This window comes from Gottfriedia acidiceleris, assembly GCF_023115465.1.
Lineage (GTDB): Bacteria > Bacillota > Bacilli > Bacillales > Bacillaceae_G > Gottfriedia > Gottfriedia acidiceleris_B.
In genome coordinates this window covers 2,250,133-2,268,374 of record NZ_CP096034.1, presented here as the reverse complement: position 1 = coordinate 2,268,374, position 18,242 = coordinate 2,250,133, and the positions used below count along the sequence as shown (strand labels likewise).

The 18,242-nt window shown below is 32.1% G+C and carries 13 protein-coding genes; 1 reads left to right on the top strand and 12 read right to left on the bottom strand.

From position 1 onward, the window contains the following. Positions 1-165: 165 nt before the first annotated feature. From MY490_RS11015 to MY490_RS10990, 6 genes are all read right to left on the bottom strand, one after another. Positions 166-1,386 carry a sugar efflux transporter gene (locus MY490_RS11015; RefSeq protein WP_248269226.1) on the bottom strand — a complete coding sequence of 407 codons (1,221 nt, stop codon included), beginning with the start codon at positions 1,384-1,386 and terminating at the stop codon, positions 166-168. A 142-nt stretch (positions 1,387-1,528) separates the two neighbouring features. Beyond that, positions 1,529-2,398 carry a Cof-type HAD-IIB family hydrolase gene (locus MY490_RS11010; RefSeq protein ID WP_248269225.1) on the bottom strand — a complete coding sequence of 290 codons (870 nt, stop codon included), beginning with the start codon at positions 2,396-2,398 and terminating at the stop codon, positions 1,529-1,531. Between the two features lie 213 nt (positions 2,399-2,611). Continuing rightward, complete coding sequence (locus tag MY490_RS11005) at positions 2,612-3,760, bottom strand: toxic anion resistance protein (RefSeq protein WP_248269224.1); 1,149 nt, start codon at positions 3,758-3,760, stop codon at positions 2,612-2,614. 19 nt (positions 3,761-3,779) lie between these two features. Then, entirely contained in the window at positions 3,780-5,462 is a 1,683-nt protein-coding gene (locus tag MY490_RS11000) for a vWA domain-containing protein (protein WP_248269223.1), read from the bottom strand. 8 nt (positions 5,463-5,470) lie between these two features. Continuing rightward, the gene (locus tag MY490_RS10995) at positions 5,471-6,205 is read right to left on the bottom strand and encodes a hypothetical protein (RefSeq protein ID WP_248269222.1); all 735 of its coding nucleotides are present in this window, start codon (positions 6,203-6,205) and stop codon (positions 5,471-5,473) included. 308 nt (positions 6,206-6,513) lie between these two features. After that, complete coding sequence (locus tag MY490_RS10990; RefSeq protein ID WP_248269221.1) at positions 6,514-6,975, bottom strand: hypothetical protein; 462 nt, start codon at positions 6,973-6,975, stop codon at positions 6,514-6,516. 248 nt (positions 6,976-7,223) lie between these two features. Between MY490_RS10990 and MY490_RS10985 the strand changes: the two genes are divergently transcribed. Further along, positions 7,224-9,515 (top strand): hypothetical protein, encoded by a 2,292-nt coding sequence (locus tag MY490_RS10985; RefSeq protein ID WP_248269220.1) that lies wholly within the window; start codon positions 7,224-7,226, stop codon positions 9,513-9,515. 55 nt (positions 9,516-9,570) lie between these two features. Here MY490_RS10985 and MY490_RS10980 read toward each other — a convergent pair whose 3' ends face one another. From MY490_RS10980 to pucD, 6 genes are all read right to left on the bottom strand, one after another. Further along, complete coding sequence (locus MY490_RS10980; RefSeq protein ID WP_248269219.1) at positions 9,571-10,047, bottom strand: hypothetical protein; 477 nt, start codon at positions 10,045-10,047, stop codon at positions 9,571-9,573. Between the two features lie 71 nt (positions 10,048-10,118). Beyond that, entirely contained in the window at positions 10,119-12,584 is a 2,466-nt protein-coding gene (locus MY490_RS10975) for a transglycosylase domain-containing protein (protein ID WP_248269218.1), read from the bottom strand. A 194-nt stretch (positions 12,585-12,778) separates the two neighbouring features. Next, positions 12,779-13,696 (bottom strand): alpha/beta hydrolase, encoded by a 918-nt coding sequence (locus tag MY490_RS10970; protein ID WP_248269217.1) that lies wholly within the window; start codon positions 13,694-13,696, stop codon positions 12,779-12,781. A 343-nt stretch (positions 13,697-14,039) separates the two neighbouring features. Next, positions 14,040-15,086 (bottom strand): ATP-binding protein, encoded by a 1,047-nt coding sequence (locus tag MY490_RS10965; RefSeq protein ID WP_248269216.1) that lies wholly within the window; start codon positions 15,084-15,086, stop codon positions 14,040-14,042. 369 nt (positions 15,087-15,455) lie between these two features. After that, positions 15,456-15,956 (bottom strand): (2Fe-2S)-binding protein, encoded by a 501-nt coding sequence (locus tag MY490_RS10960; RefSeq protein WP_248269363.1) that lies wholly within the window; start codon positions 15,954-15,956, stop codon positions 15,456-15,458. Further along, complete coding sequence (gene pucD / locus MY490_RS10955; RefSeq protein ID WP_248269215.1) at positions 15,949-18,240, bottom strand: xanthine dehydrogenase subunit D; 2,292 nt, start codon at positions 18,238-18,240, stop codon at positions 15,949-15,951. The genes MY490_RS10960 and pucD overlap by 8 nt, the downstream gene beginning before the upstream one ends. Between the last annotated feature and the right edge of the window lie 2 nt (positions 18,241-18,242).

Below are 18,242 nucleotides of genomic sequence, written 5' to 3'. Positions count from 1 at the left end.
ATAATTTATTCTCTTTAAACTCTGCAGTAATTTTACCATTCATTTTTTCCATTAAACTTTTAGCAATTGGCTAAACAAGTCCTGTGCCTTTTCCTGTTCGAGCATGATCAACTTTATAAAAACGATCAATCATACGTTATTTATGTGTCATTCATCAACAATCAACTACACAGATTGACTATGACCTGTCGATATTTCCATTTCCACATTGTTTTTGGATTTAAATAATATAAACAGTGAACAAATTACAAATAATATACAAAGTAAATAAACATTACGATACCCTGCTATTTGTGCAAACAGACCTCCGCCTAAATTTCCAACTAAACTTCCGATTGTCGAGCAATTTGCATAAATTGATGCAGAAAAGCCGGGTGAATTTGGTAGTAGGTCGTTAAAATAGCTTATACCATTACCCATAACGATTGCGATGTATGTGGCCTGTAGCAATTGTGCAACGATTAACTCCCATGTATGTGTCGAAATGCTTAAGATAAAATAATAGAGTAAACCAATAAAGCAACCGTAGATCATCAATGCATGATTCGAGATTTTTTTAGAAAGTACTCCCAACACAAGCATGATTGGAATTTCTAAACCTGCACATATACTAACGACTAATCCAACATCTGTATTAGTACCATGTAACTCATTGACGATAAAAAGAGGTGTGTTGATCCAATTTATCGAACTAACTGCAAATAATAAGATAAAAGCTATAAATGGTAGTCTTAGTTGTTTTCGTTTAGCAACTGTGACTTTTGTCTTGTTTTTCTTTTTAATATTGTTCTGAACTGGTTTTCTCTTTTCTAAAAAGAAGAATACTAGAAGAGTAATCATGACATAAATGCTAGATGTACTCCAAAATAGTCCATGATAACCTTTTGCTCTTAAAATTAAAGTACCTACTAATGGTCCAATTAAAAATCCTAAAGAAACAAGTGAGCGTAAAGTTGATAATGCTAAAGTCTTGTCTTTAGATAAACTTGCATTTGCCGACTCCTGTGCGGATGCAAAAATTTGTGGCATGGCCGCTGCACCTAATCCATTAAATAAAGCAACAAAAACTAATAATAAATAATAGTTATGAAATAGTAAATAAGATGCATAACCTATTGCCGATGAAATCATCGCAATCATAATAATCCATTTTCTGTCAATTGCTCGATCAGAACGTTCAGCAATCAATGTATTAACTAAAACACCACTTAATGAAATCACTGCCATGAAGATACCAAATGCTCCAGAGCTCATCCCTATATATTTTGTAGAATACAATGATAAATAAGGAGTTGTGATTGAAAGTCCGATCCCTACAAATAACAAACAGATGACAAATAAACTATACCCCTTAATGGTAAATAGATCTTTTATCCTTCTAACCAATATTCAGTCCCCCTCACCATTCTATATTTTAATCCATAAGTTAAAATAGACAAATAAAAACACCCTTGGATAAATTATGATTCAACACTAATTTAGCCAAGGAAAACATTGCATATTTAGATGTATTTAGATTTCTTTACTATTATAGTACATTAGACTCTTTAAAAATATATTTTTCGAATGCATAAGCAACACCATTTTCATCATTACTTAAAGTAACAACATCACATGAGAGCTTTACTTCTTCTTCAGCATTTCCCATTGCTATTGATAATCCGGCTATATTAAACATCGGTAGGTCATTTTTTTCATCTCCAATAGCAACTGTATTCTCTAATGGAATATTAAAATAGGATGCCATTGCTTTTAAACCATACCCTTTATTTCCATTTATATGAGTAACCTCAAGATTAAAAGGTGAGGCACTCGTAACAAAAATCTCATCTATGAATCTTAATTTTTTTTCAAGTCTCTCCATTTGTTTTGGATCAAGGGTTAAAATAAGAAACTTTTGAATTGTAAAATCCTCATTATCAATTATTTCTTGAACTTTGCTAAAATAAGAATGTCCATATACGTTCGGAGGTGTAGTAAACATTTTGAAGTGTCTGTTCGAGAAGTATTCTTTAGGAACACGCCCTGATAAAACAAGTTGTTCAAATCGTTTATTCCAATTTCTAGGGGCAAATATTCCCTTATTATTAGAAACATTGTACGGTAAGTCTTCTTTCTCAATATTTAAGGCAATTTTTTGTACTTGAGGTCTCCCTAAGGAATTTAGTTCAATTAATTTACCATTTACATATAATTCTGTCCCGTTATGGCCTCCAACTGGACAATTTAAACCATACTTTAAAAGTTCATCATATACTGAACTTGGTGAACGCCCGGATAAAATCATAACGATATTTCCTGCTACCTGAGCTTTTTTAATCGAGTTTAAGGTTTCTTCACTTATTATTTTTTTTGAGTTGAGTGTAGTACCATCTAAGTCTAATGCAATTAGTTTCATGAGAATATCTCCCTTAAAGGTTTTAAATTTAATTCCTCATAGGTCAAATGGTAATATTATAGTTTTGAAGATATGTTTGATTGACTTAATTATGCATTAAAATAAGCAGAGTTCGTTAACTTATTCCTCCTAATTGTGCTTCCAAATTATTAATAAGATTGAAAAAGCAAAAAACTAAGATCAAAGCAATCTTAGTTTTTTTTAGTCCAACACCTATAATCCAATCCGATTCCCTTTTTCAAGTCTTTCAATCTGTTGTGAACCGACTTCAGCTAATTCTTGAAATTGTAGGATTGTTTGACGCATTTTTGGCAAAGCTTCTTGTTTAAATGTACTAATCGATTCAAACGCTGATATGACGTTAGTGAACGAGGTTTTAAGTGTTTCAACAGAAACGGCTGATTCCATCGCTTGCTTTTGAATTGCAACACCTTGCTCCTTTAATAATCTAGAAGTACCTTCAATAATTGTATTTGTTGTTTGATTTAAAGCAGTGATTTTTTGTAAAACAATTTTTTGATTATATAGTGCACTTGCTACCGTTACAGCTGTATTCAATGCAGAAATCGTTACCGTTTTTGCACGTTCCACACCTCGAATTAATTCACGATTATTCCGAATGACAACCTCATATGACATATCTCCTTGGTGATTTACAACTAACATTTGCTGTAGGTCCATGACTCGTTGTCGTAACGGATAAAGAACTTCTTCAGAGATGAATTTAATTTTTTCTTGATCTTCCCCTTCGATTTTTGCTTTTTCAATTTGATTTTCAATTGACTCATCCATTAATGTTCCAAGTTGGATTTCCTTTTCTAGTGTTTTTGAAAGCATACGTAGTGATAATTGTTCATGCTCTAATGTCGTGTTATCATTTTCAAGAATTTTTTTCCCCTTATCAAGTGACTTTACGATATCTGCGATTGCGACATCTGCTTTTTCAAATCTTTGAAAATATGAACGAATAGGATTAAATAACTTACCTAAAAAACCCGATTTTGCAAAATTAATTGCACTAGGATCTAAATCCTTTAATTGAACTTGGAGCTCTGATAATCCTTTTGCAACTTGCCCTCCTTCGTCTCCACTTTTAGCAAGTTGGCCAAGTGAAACCTTTAGAAGAGAATTTTTATTTGAAGAAGATTTCATCGTCTGTAATCCAAATGATTCGATTGATTGAAGAATTTCCTTACGTTTTTCGTATGTTTCCTTTGAAACAGTGTCTAATTCCATAATCATCGCTACATTTGCATCCGCTGTTGCTTTTAATTGCATTAATTCTTCTGGAACAGGCTTTACTTGTTCTTCAATTACTGCCTTGATTTCCTCTTCATTTACAACTTGCATAGAAAATGACATTCTTAAATCCTCCTACTAATTAAAGTTGAACATTAAAGAGATTACGAATTTTATAGATTACGTCATCTGAATCAGCATTAATATTTGCAGCTTCGTTAATATTTGAAATACTTTCAAGCGCTTTAATATTAGCGTTATAACCAATCGTATAAATTGGAATTTTATATGCTTTTATGATTCCTTTTACATTCTTCAATGAATTCCCATGATTTGTCTCGCCATCGGTTAGGACAAAAATGAGCGGTCTTACATTTGGATTTTTTTTCATTTCTTCTTTTAGCATATTAATTGCTACAAGGATTCCATCGTTTGTTGCTGTATCTCCACTTGCATCGAGGCTAGATACGGCACCAACAAATTTTGACTGTTGATTTGCATCATATTTTGCAATTGGAAGATTGATCGTAACATCGGCAGAGTATGAGATTAAGCCAATGCTATTATCTCTTCCTAAATACTTTTGCCCTTTAAGGAGTGATTCTTTTAGCTCATTTAATGGTTTACCATCCATACTACCTGAAACATCTGCTACAAAAACCGCAGCAATTGGATTTGAAGTATTTTTCTTTCCTTTCCAAAGTTTTTGTGCAGCACTTAAAGTATCCCCATCAATCGTTTTAAGCTGTGATTTGTAACTATTCAACCCATTAAACCCATCTTGTTTCGCAAGTGCTTGAAGATTAGGTTGACCAGTAAATTCTGCAAATTTTTTCAAAATATCCATTTTCTCTTTTCGTAAATTCCCTAAAGCATAAAGTGGACTGTCGTGTCGCACTCCAAATGGTATAAATTCGTAACTATTTTTTAAATTAGGTAAATTAACAAATGTTTGATATTCTAAGACAAATGCATCTAGAACGCCCGATTCTGCTGCATCACTCATTTGTAGAGTCGTAGAAGCAGTGAATGGCACATTTGCTTGGAAGCTTTCAAACCCTCTCACAGCAGTATCACTAAGAACATCATTTGAATCAAAGGAATTTAAAGTCGTAACTAAAAAATTTAGTCCCGTTGAACTAGTAAAAGGGTCGGTATACCCCATTGAGAGTTCATTTTTTGTCATTGCTTCGATGACGGTTTTCGGATTGACTTTACTATATTTTTTCATTAACTCATTATATTTTGTCCTTGAAATGACAATACCAGGAACATTCCCAACTAATCGCGAGGAGACGGTTTCTGTTTGTACACCACTTGCTGTAATCATTTGACCCCAAAGTTCATTTGACGGTGTAAAAGCATCAGGAACATATTTACCAGATTTAATAAAGTCTGTTGCAGTACCAGATGCAATGTTTCTAATTTTTACAGATACTTGCTTACCACCTAGATTGAATTTTGCATCATTAAACTTAGTTGCGACTTCGTTTAACCAACCATTTTTCCCATCACTTGATTTTTCAGTGGATGAAAAAATTTCAACAAAAAGATCAGTCGTATTGTCTACAGAAACAGGAAATTTAGAAATATCAGGGAGTTCACTTGCTACATCAGCTGTACTTAAGTCAATTTGACCATTAATTGGTTTTGCTTTGGAAATATTTATTTTTGAAATCATTTTAGCTAATTGCTGATTTTTATTTTTATCAGTAATTTTCACAACTTTATCTTCTGAAGTCATATTAATTCCAATATAGACAAGAAGAAAAACTACAACGATCACTGCAATAGATGCAAAAAGAAACTTCCTCATTTTTATCATCCTTCCATTCATTGCCTATAATATTTTGTTTGTTGAATTAACGTATCGATTTCTTTCATACATTCCATTTTTTCAATATCATCGATGCCTATTTCATCTAGCCTTGAAATTTCTAAAATTAATTTATCAATATTAACAAGAATCTCTTCATTCAATTCAATTGCCCTTTTTACGAATTTGATATATTCATTAATAAGATTTGTTTTCTCTTGAATTAATGACTTTGAGTATCGTAATCCGTCTTTCCCCTTTATTTTTTTATAATCAAGTTCATCAAAAGTACTAATCTTATTTATGATGTTTCTTATTCTTAAATAAAATAATGTCTCAACCTCGTCCACAACAGATGCAAACTTGTTGTATGTAATTTCGGTTGGAGAAAATCGATCGGTTAATAAGTTATAAAATACGACTTTTTTCTTTTTCATTCGTTCGATTTGCTCAATTGAAGTAATGATATCTTCTTTTAGTACTTTATTATTTTTATATCGACTTAAAGCAAGAACGAAATCTTCGTTTGTTTTTAGCTGCTTAATTGGCTTATCTTTAACAGGCTTGAAATATAGTTGAAACATACTAAATAGAAGTACTAACAAATTCGCTATTATGAACGATACCCCAAATGCAGTTTGAAATGCACTCGCATTAATTAATTGGATTCCGATTAAACCTGGAGAGAATACAATCACATTCAAAATTGAAATGAAAGCGATTAGCCCAACTAATTTTAATCCCTTTATCATCCTTCACTCCTCCGCTATACTCTATTTATGCTCTATTACTCATTTATATTTATCATTCTGAGTTTTTAGTTTAATAAAATTGGATAAATACTGACTTAACTTAAAATTATTAGATATGATTTTTTTCAACAAATAAAAAAAAGACCGCTAAGCAGTCTTTTTGATTAATTATAAAAGTTAAACACCAGAGAAAAATGAGCCATTATAATTTGTATTTTATTTTACAGTTAACTCTAAACAAACCATTCTTAACTCCAACATGTTGATACTTGTTTATTTAAAAAATATCGTCATCTTTCGTCTAATCATTACATTTTTTCAATCAACTTATCTACGATTGTGTTAATTCTCTTATTTTGTTCTTCAATCATTTTTTGTTGTGTCTTTAGAGTTTCTCTATTCTCGTCAATTTTCTTTCTATTTTCATCAATTTTTTCTAGTGCATGATTTGAAAGTTCCGTCCTTAAATCTAAAATTTCAAATAATCGGTCTAAACTAGTTTTGATATCATGTAGTAATTGTACTTCTACAGGCTGAGATAAAGCGCTATTTTCATTCATTCCTCTGCTTTTTTGAAATTTATAAATGGAAGCAGACACATTTACTTCTTTGTTTTCTTCAATTACATTGCTTTCTAACCATTGAAGCTTAATCATTATTACACCATCTTTTAAATAGCGATCTAATACTTTAAATTTCCCACTAGCAGTCTCGTGTACTGTTCCATTAGCATATTTCCTTGAAGGTTTGATTCCATCATTATTATTCATAATTTTTCCTCACATGATTTAAAATATAACGAATTTTAATTAAATTACTTTTCTTAACGTTAATTTAACCATGTTTTACTTTTTTTAACCGACATTTTCAATATATAATTTGACCTTACTTTTATTTTTTATCAAAAGAATGCTAATTAAAAGGCGTTAAACTTATTCACTACTAACGCATATAGCAAATTACCTTTTAGCATACTAAACGAATAAATTAAGTTTTAAATGTTTTGGAGGATAGAATGATGAAACAAAATAAAAAAAGATGGCTGATTTTGCTGATGCTTTGTCTATTGATTGGTGTGGCGTTTATACTATTTCATCAGACAAATACTAGTAAAGTTATTAAGAAAGTTAACACATACACATATAAAACAAATAATATTACAATTCCCGCTCAAATCGGTAAAAATTATTTTCAACTTTTTGATAAAACAAAAACCCCAAAAGATTTCCTTCTGAAAGGTGTAAATCTTGGAATCGCAAATCCAGGACACTTTCCTGGTGAAACAGCTATTACAAAAGCCGAATATCTAAGGTGGTTTAAAGCCATTGGAAAAATGCACGCAAATGTTATTCGAGTATATACCCTTCATCCTCCTGCTTTTTATGATGCACTATTTGAATACAATCAAAAAACTAAACACCCTCTCTATTTACTACACGGTGTTTGGATCAATGAGGAAAAGATGAATTCATTAGGCGATATTTACAATGAGAGCCTGACTAAAGAGTTTCAACATGATATACGTCAAACTGTTGATGTAATTCATGGGAAAGCACAAATCCCTCAAAAGCTAGGTCACGCTTCGGGTAAGTACCATTCAAACATTTCAAAATACGTTATTGGATGGATTTTAGGTATAGAGTGGGACCCAAATATGATGAAATCAACAAATGATAAACATAAAGGTCAAATTGACTTTAATGGTCAGTACTTTCAAACAAACAATGCAACTCCATTTGAAGTTTGGCTTGCAAGTATATTAGATAATACCGTGAAATATGAAACCGAAAAATATGCTTGGCAGCGTCCAATTAGCTTTGCGAATTGGGTAACTACAGATCCTATTCATCATCCAAGTGAACCGGAGGAAAATGAAGATATGGTTTCATTAAATCCGAATCATGTCAAACCAAAGTCAGTATTATATCCTGGATATTTTGCTTCCTATCACGTATACCCATATTACCCGGAATTTTTAAATTATGAACTAGCTTATACGAATTATGTTGATTCCCGGGGTAAGAAGAATAGTTATGCTGGATATTTACATGATCTAAGGAAGGTACATAATATGCCAGTTTTAATTTCAGAATTTGGTGTACCATCTTCTAGAGGTATGACTCATCGCAATCGTTATGGATGGAACCAAGGATTTCATAATGAAACTGAGCAAGGACAAATTAATGCTCATCTTTTTGAAGACATTCAAATGGAGAAAATGGCTGGCGGAGTTGTATTTTCGTGGCAAGATGAATGGTTTAAACGAACATGGAATAATATGCAATTAGATGATCCTGAACGTCGACCATATTGGTCAAATGTTCAAACAAGTGAGCAGCAATTTGGTTTATTATCTTTTGATCCTAACAGTTCAAAAAATGTCATTTCTGTAGATGGTGATCCAAGTGATTGGAAAAAAATCAAAACCGCAAATATGAAAAATGCTAATTTTATTCATTCTCTTGATCAAAACGATAATGAACGGAAATTAAAGAATTGGGCAATGTCTAGCGACGAGCGAACGATTAATTTTCTTTTAAATTTTGAAAAAACGAATCAACCTTTTGATTGGTCAAAAACGGGCATTATGCTTTTACTGGATACAATTCCAGGTCAAGGACAACATCAACTTCCAAATGTTAAAACAGTTAATGCTGAAAATGGAATCGATTTTGTAATTGACTTAAATGGACCTAATAAATCTCAAGTTCTTGTGGATAGCTATTATGATCCATTTTATTATGAATACGCCCATCTTTTACATTATGCACCAATTGAACCGAAAGTAAATTTAATAAATAATGGCATCTATCATAAAGTCATGCTTGGATTAAATAAACCACTAGTAATCCCAAATTTAAACGGGGAATCTCTAAACTTACCTTTGGAGTCTTACGAAACAGGTAAACTAATTTACGGAGATGGAAACCCACATCATAAAGATTTTAACTCTTTAACTGATGTATCCTTAAACAAAAAAGATCATGTGTTAGAAATTCGTATCCCTTGGCAATTATTAAATGTGAGAGATCCAAGTACACGTGAAATCATGGGTGATTTATGGAAAGGTGGTCTTCAAAGCTACGAAAATGTAAAAAAAATTCACGTAGCAGTTCTTACTTATCGTCCTACTGAGTTCACCAAGGAATTATCCTATTCTACTGTTAGACAAAAAAACGGAAAACTTTTAACGGATGATTTTTATTCTTTTACTTGGAAAAAATGGCAAAAGCCTAGTTATCATGAACGTCTAAAACAATCGTACTTCATCTTGAAAGATACTTATAAAAAAGCTGGTCCTATTAAATAGTAAAAAATAAAGATAATCAATTAAAGCCCCTGATTTTCCGGGGGCTTTAGCATTGTCATTTTTTATAAATATTTGCATTAAGAATGTTCTTACATTTTCTAATCTTTTGTTTGATTTGCATATTTTCAAAGAAATATACTTCAGTACCTGACCAAATAAATACCCAACATATTATGCTTAATATGCCTCCGATATAGGCGTGACTATTTTGAAGCTTTAAATAGAACAAGCCGATGATAATACCAAAAACAAATAAAATAATTGTCTTTTTAATATTTCTAGCATAAATTCGTTCATCAGTTCTCATGAGATTAGAAAAAGAGTTAAACGTTGCAGACTTTAATGAATTTTCATCAAATTTATTTTGACCAACAAAAAGGAGCTCTATCTTTTTTCTTTTAGCACTAAGTAGTTTAGATAATATAAAATCTTCTAAATCAGAGCTTAAGTGTAAATAGTCTTCGCTATAATAGCTTGCAAATGGATTATCCGACTCTTTTAAAAAAATATTAATACTTATTTTATCTTCCATTTTAATACTCCTTTAACTTTATTCACTTGAAAAAACGCATTGATATTTCTCAATGCGTTTTAAATTTAGATTTATTGCGGATTATTGGGATTAGGGACGATTGGATTGACAATGTTATCTCCATTCTCTCCGCCTGTACCCGGCGTTTGATCACCTGGCTTTGTACCTTCTCCTGTCCCGTTTCCATTCCCAGTTCCCTGTCCATTTCCATTTCCTTGTCCACCTTCATTTGCAGGTGGAGTAGTTGGTTGTTCAGTTGAAGATAAATCAACAGTAACTGTAACAGGTCCACTCTTACCTTCAGCACTCATAGCAATAATCGTTATTTTTACAATATCTCCAGGGACAATTCCATTAATACTCGTTGCTGTACTCTGAATTTTTTGAGTTTGTCCCGCTGCACCATTTACAGTATAACTTACTTCAAAAGACGTCTTTTGCAGCAGATTTGCAGGATACGTCCAATTTAATGAAATATTACTTGTAACAGGGTCATAATTTGCCTTAACATTTTTTGCAGACTCAATTACTATATCTTTAGGAATATCATCTACTTTTTCCCCTCGGATGTATAATTCGTTTCGAATCTCTTCAACTGATGAAGGTTTTCTAAATATAGCGTTTCGATCTCCATTGGCCGCTAACATATCTCTTGCAATGTATTTTGCAATATTCGTTGACCCTTTACCAAGAAAATTATTCTTTTTATTTTTTTCATACCCTGTCCAAACAGCCATTGTTACATCAGAAGAATAACCAATAAACCAACTATCTCGAGTTGCGTTATCCGGAAATCCGTATTTTTGTTTTACTTCATCAGAATAGTTTGTCGTACCTGTTTTACCTGCCATATCAAGACCTGGTACATTTGCTCTCTTACCAGTACCAAGTGGTGTTTTTACTACATCACGAAGCATATCTGTAACCATATATGCGGTATAATCACTCATTACTTGTTTAGGCTCAGTTGCGAATACCTTTTCAGTATTATCAGGATAAATAATTTTTTTAACGGAGTGAGGCTTAGTATATATTCCACCATTTCCAAATGCAGCATAAGCTCCTGCCATCTCCATTGCTGATACACCTGTGAATCCTCCTATAGAATAAGATTCATAATATGTATTTTTCGAAAAATTAAATCCTAAACCATTTCCAAATTCTCTAGAACGATCACTTCCTACAGCCTGGAAAGTCTTTAATGCAGGAATATTTCGAGAGTCGACTAATGCTAATCGAATTGAAATATTACCTTTATATTTTCGATCCCAGTTTCTAATAGGTGTACCATTAGAATATGTATAAGGCTCGTCAAGGATTTGATGATAAGTTGACCATTTTAAATACTGAATAGCTGGACCGTAATCAAGAATAGGTTTAATTGAAGAGCCCGGCTGTCTTTTAATATCAGTTGCAAAGTTTAAACCACCAGTACTTGTATTTCTACCAGCACCTACTGCTCGTATTTCACCCGTTTTCGTATCTAATAATACAAAACCAGTTTGAAATTCATCACTAGGATAGAAGCTTTTACCTCTACTTAATATTTCATCTGCTTTATCCTGAGCTTTAGGATCTAATGTTGTTTCAATCGTTAGTCCATCAGTATAGACATTTGCATCACTGTTTTTTTCTACTTCATTTACGACTACATCGATAAATGAATTGTATTTTGTTTCACCAGATTCATGCACCTTTACTAATGATTTCATTGGTATTGCTTTTGCACTTGTATATTGTTCTTCTGTAATATAACCATATTTTTTCATTTGACTTAAAACTGTATTTCTACGATTTTGTGACTCAATAGGGTGCTTTGCAGGATTATAGCTATTTGGAGCTTTCACCATACCTGCTAATGTTGCTGCTTCTGGTAATGTAATTTTAGATAAATCTTTACTAAAATAAGTATCACAAGCTTTAGCTATACCATATACTCCTCGCCCTTTAAGACCATTTGAGAAGTAAACTTTATTTAAATACATTTCTAATATTTGATGTTTAGAGTATCTTTGTTCTAATTTAAAAGCTAAGTACCATTCCTGAACTTTACGCTTAATTGTTTTTTGAGATGATAAAAATGAGTTTTTTACTACTTGCTGAGTGATTGTACTTCCACCTTGCGATCCGAACCCTCCAGTAATATTCGCTAAAACTGCACCGAATACCCGACGAATGTCTACGCCTTTATGTTGATAAAAACGCACATCTTCGGTAGCAATAAATGCGTCTTCTACAACTTTAGGAATTTCATTGTAGGACACTTTTGTACGTTGTTCTCTACCTAACTCTGCTACAACTTTGCCATCTTTATCAACAATAGTAGAAGAGAGCGGTACTTTAAGTTTTGATTCATCTAATGCGGGTGCTCCGCTAACTAAATATGAAAATATTCCTACACCAATCAGTATGAAAACAATTACGATTGATAATAATGTTACAGTAATTTTTTTCCATAAGCCTTCAGACTTATTGGAAATTTTAGAAGGCTTTTCCAGCCGTTTACGTTCCTCTCGCGAACGATATTCATTTGCCATCTTAGTTCGCCTGCCTTTTTAGTAAAATAGAGCTTTTTTGGGCAAAAATTATACTTTTTATTTAAACCAATTTATAAATAATAGTATTTTCTACACGCTCAACTTTCATGTACTGAAGAATATCTTTCTCTAATAAAAAAAACAGATCAACCACTCTTTAAGGTTAATCTGTTTTACAAAATCAAATTAGTTATTTAATTTGTATAGGACGAAAACGTCTTATTAATAAAATCAATAACTTTCTTCGTATATGGTTCTGGTTCTTCAATAAATGTAGTAATATGGCCATGTTCTGTTAGCCATAATGTTTTTTCGTTTTCATTAGGGATTTGTTCATAAATCATTTCACTGCTACTGAATGGTACTTTCAAATCATTCTTTCCATGAATTAATAAATAATTTGTTGAATTTCCTTTTTGAACTGATATAACTGGTGACACTTCTTTTGGGTCAATCTTTAATAAATGTTTCATCGAACGTAAAATAATTGACGTAAAAGGTTTTTTAGGTAATTTTGACCATACACTTAAATTATCTTCCAAATACGTTTGTAAATCATGAAATGGGCTATCTGCAATAACTCCTTTAATTTGTGGATGAAGACTACCAACCAGTAAACATGTCGCCCCACCCATACTCCATCCAAGCAAAACAATTTCTTGTTGATTTCGTTGGTTAATCACATATTCCACTGCCGACGATAAATCATGCTGTTCATAATATCCTATTCCTGTTGTTCGTCCACCTGATTTTCCACTATTACGGAAGTCAAACATCAATACATTATACCCTTGATCATGAATTGATTGAACTATTCGAAGACCATTAATCTTTTTTTGACTTCGTTCATCTGTGTACCCGTGTGCAGTAATGACGGTTTTAGCTGTTGAATTTTTTGCTGGTATCCACCATCCCCTTAGCACAACTTGATCAAGATTGCTCTTAAATTCAACTTCTTCAAATTGCAAATTATAATCGGCAGGGGTTTGTTCGGTTTTTCGTCTAAATGGATGTGTTAAAATTAAACCGACTAATACCGGTATTAGGAAGAATAAAACCGGAGATAAAATTACCATCCAAATTAAAAGCTTATTTATTTTTTTACGTTCCATCTTACACACTCCTTTTGTCTGTTAGCCAAATAGAAGTTCTTCTTTTTAAATTATGAATTATATCAGACTTTGTTAGTTAGTCTTAATGAACTTTTATTTATGTATTAATTGTAGCTTTTTAAGTTCCTGCTAATCAATAAATAAGGGGTGCCGAAATTTCAGTTTTACCGAACTTTTCGGCACCCCATTTAATGAACATTAAGACTACAATAAAAATTTTTAATTGATGTCAGAAAGTGTAATGACAACGATTGCTAATAATATAAGAATTAATGACTTTTAACCAAATTATAAGGAATATATAGCAATTAATTTAAATTTAGACAAAGCTTTAACAAAGTACTTATCTATTAAATCTAATATTAAAATTCGTACCATTTTCACTAGTTGTAAAATCAATCGTTGCGTTATTTCGCTTAGCAATCGCATAACAAATTGCTAATCCTAATCCAGTTCCACTTTCTTTTGATGTGACAAATGGGGTGGATATTCTCTCGACTATTTCTGGTGGAATGCCATTTCCTTCATCATTAATTGACATAACAATTTTATCGTCTTCAATATAAGTATGTATTTTTACAATTTTTCTAATATCCATTGCATCTAAAGAATTACTAACCATATTTAAAAGTAGTTGTCTAATTTCATTTTGATCAATGATTAAATTAGGAATTTCATTTAGCTCTCTTATAATGAGTTTGTCCTCTTTTAATGCTCTTGTTTCAAGTAATGGATATAAAGTATTTATTATTTGATTTAAATTATGTTCTTCAAGCTTGTTAGGCTTTTTCTTTGCAATATCGAGAAATTCAGTAATAATTGCGTTTACCCGATTAATTTCATCGATCATAACTTCAAATATTTGACGATAGCTTTCAAAATCTTTATTTTGTAACCCTAATTGTAAAAATCCTTTTACTGTAGTAAGTGGATTTCTAATTTCGTGCGCTACACCAGCAGCCATTTCTCCTATTATTTTTAATTTTTCAAAATATCTCTGCTCTTCTTCCTGTATTTTTTTCTCAGATATATTACTAAAAATTGCTAATATCCCATTCTGATCGGGTATGACCCTAATTTCATATGGAATAAGCGAGTACTCCGTTATTGTTTCAAATGATTGAATTTTTTGTTCATTATAGGCCATATTGTAATAATGATATACATCTGTATCTACATAATTAGGTAATGCATCCCACAAACAAACACCGATTAACTCTTTTTTCGGCTTTTCAATCATTGCTTCAGCAGCCTTATTAATAAAAACAAATTCCATTTTTGAATTTAAATAGTAACATCCTTCCGCCATGTTATTAAAAACCTCATGTAGGTCAACATGACTAATTAATTGATTTTCTTCGTTTAATGATAAATTACAATTTGAAACCAAGTCATCATCCCCTTTCTTTTTTGATGACTAAAAATCTAAACTACCCAGTCTATTTTAGAATATCATATTTCTGAATTTTCGGAAATAAAACCTAGTTTTACTGATCAGTTAGTAAAAACAATTAACCAATTTATGATTTCATCAAAATATTTAAAAGAAATAAACAAACAAAATAGGGACAGTTTATCTGTATTATTATTAATCACCAGATTGATTATTATATTCGAAGTATAAAAACCAGGATTTGCACCATAAAGAAAATTAAAAAATATCTCTAAACGCAAAAAATCCCCTCATATTTCCACTATTTACTATAGGGGAAATATAGAAGGACAAAATTTAAAATTAGTGTTATTTATACTTAAATAATTAAATCTGATTTATCATTGCAATTGCTTTTTGGACCGAGCGTATAATTCCTGTATATCCAGTACACCTACATAGATTACCCGATAATGCTTCTTTGATTTCATCCTCTGTTGGATTTGAATTTGTGTCGATGAGTGCTTTTACAGCCATAATCATACCCGGAGTACAGTATCCACACTGATACCCTCCTTCTTCTAAGAAAGCTTTCTGTATAGGATGGAGTTCTACATCTGCTATCCCTTCAATTGTACAAATTGAAGTATTATTTACTTGATAAGCCATCATTAAACATGAATTAACTAGTTTATGATCCATATGAACAGCACACGCACCACATCGACCAATTTCACAAGAAATTTTTGTTCCTGTCATTTTTAAATGTTCTCGTAAAATGTCAATAAGACGCGTTGTTGGAGCAACATGTAGTTGTTTTTCAATATTATTTATTTTTAAATTAAGTTCAAGCAAATGAATAGGTTGATCTTGATCATATTTATTCATACCCATTATCTGATCTCCTTGAAGTTATTAATTTCAATAAATATTCTGGTGAAATTGGTAATTTATTGATCCAACAACCTGTTGCATCAAAAATTGCCCTAGCAATTGCAGGAGCAACAGCAACTGTTCCGATTTCTCCAACTCCTCTAGGTCCAAATGAATCTTCTTCATCAAGTTTTTCAATTGGTTCTACATTTAATTTACAAGGTACATCACAAATTGTTGGTATTAGATACGTATCAAAGTTATCAGAAACATAAACTCCATTTTCCATTAACGAATCTTCCATCAATGTATACCCTAAAGCCATTACACCTCCACCTTCTATTTGTCCTTTATACCCTAAAGGATTAACAACTGGTCCAGCAGCAACTACCTGGTCTAGATCAAGTATCTTAATTTTACCTGTAAGGAGGTCAATCTCAATTTGTGCCAAAACAGTTGAGAACGTATAAAGATAGTGACTACCTCCGACAGATGCATCAGGACTTGTAGGAAAATCAAAAGAAGTTTGAACGATTATATCTTGCTTTTGAGGCATTTTTTGAGCAAGTTCTTTATAAGACATAATAAATTTATCTTCTCTACCTTTACCTTTCAACCAAATTCCATTCGGTCCCATTTTAAGAATATTCATAGGTATTCTAGTAGCTTTTTGGGCTAGAACAAGAATCTGATTGTTAAATGAATCTTTCATTCTTTTTAGAGAATGCCACACCATGCTTGTAGCTCTAGAAGCTGTTGAAGAACCGCTAATTGGCACTAGTTCAGTGTCGCCTATAATAATATTAATATCTTGGATTGTACAATTAAATTCTTCAATTAATAATGTTTGGATAACAGCGAGTAAACCTTGACCACATTCTTCAAATCCAAATGCCGCTTCAATTTTACCTTTTCTCGTAAACGATATCCGACCTCCAGCTGGATCTATTCTTTCATATCCAAGTCCCCCACCATGCATTGTAAGGGCAATTCCTTTTCCATATAACTTCCAATGCTGACAAAGATCTTTTTCATTATGATTATTTTGTATAAGTCTTTTAGATATTTGATTTAATACATCATAAGCACCATTTGTTGGTACAATCTTTTGACCTAATGGTCCTAAATCAGTTTTTTTTCTTAAATTTTTAAAACGAAATTCAATTGGATCCATTTTTAGTTTTTCAGCAATTCGGTCTATTTGTCCCTCAAGAGCAAACGATATTTGATTTCCGCCAAATCCTCTAAATTCACCAGCAACTCCATTATTTGTAAATACTGAAAATCCTTCAATTTCAATATTAGGGATAATATATGGTCCAGGAGCATGCTCGATAGCAAAATCTAAAACAGCGGGACCTAATGTTGCGTATGCACCTGTATCGGCAATAATTTTTACTTTATGTGCCACAATTTCCCCATTTACATTTACACCCGTTTTCATTGTAATTTTCATTGGATGACGCTTTATGCCAGACTTAACAGATTCACTTCTACTTTGGTGAATTTTGACTGGACATTTAGTTTTTAATGCTAACAATGCTCCATATGGTTGAATATTTAACTCATCTTTACCTCCAAATGAACCACCCATTGGGCTGGAGATAATTCGAATATTTCCTTCTGGCATATTTAGGATTCTGGACAATTGAAAACGATCTTTAAAACCATGCTGTGTTCCAACATATACTGTTAGATTCCCACTTGTTTCAGGAACTATGATTCCTCCTTCTGTTTCCATATAGGCATGCATTTGTCTAGGTAATTCATATGTTTCTTCTACAATCGTACTACAATCACGAAAGCCTTGGTAAACATCACCTTTTTGATATTTAGCTTGATGTAAAATATTTCCTTGTTCATGTAATTTAGGAGCTTCTTTGCGGAGAGCCATTTCAGGGCTATCAATAACAGGTAGCTTTCTATATTCGACTTTAATCAATTCCAATGCTTGTTCAGCAATTTCTTCTGTATCAGCGGCAATAGCAGCAATTGCATCACCGACATATCTTACTCGATCTTTACAAAAAACGGGTTGGTCAGGGAATATTAAACCAAAACCATTTAAACCAGGGATATCCTTATAAGTAACAATCGCTTTAACCCCCGAAAGTTTTTCAGCTTCATCAATTGATATAGATAAAATCTCTGCATGCGGCTCAGTGCTTCTTAATACTTTTCCATATAACATGTTTGGGAAGGAAAGGTCTGTTAGATATTTCATTTCACCGTTCACCTTGCTTAAACCATCCGGACGAACTCTTCTTTCTTTTTCTGTTGGAATCAAATTTTCACTCATTG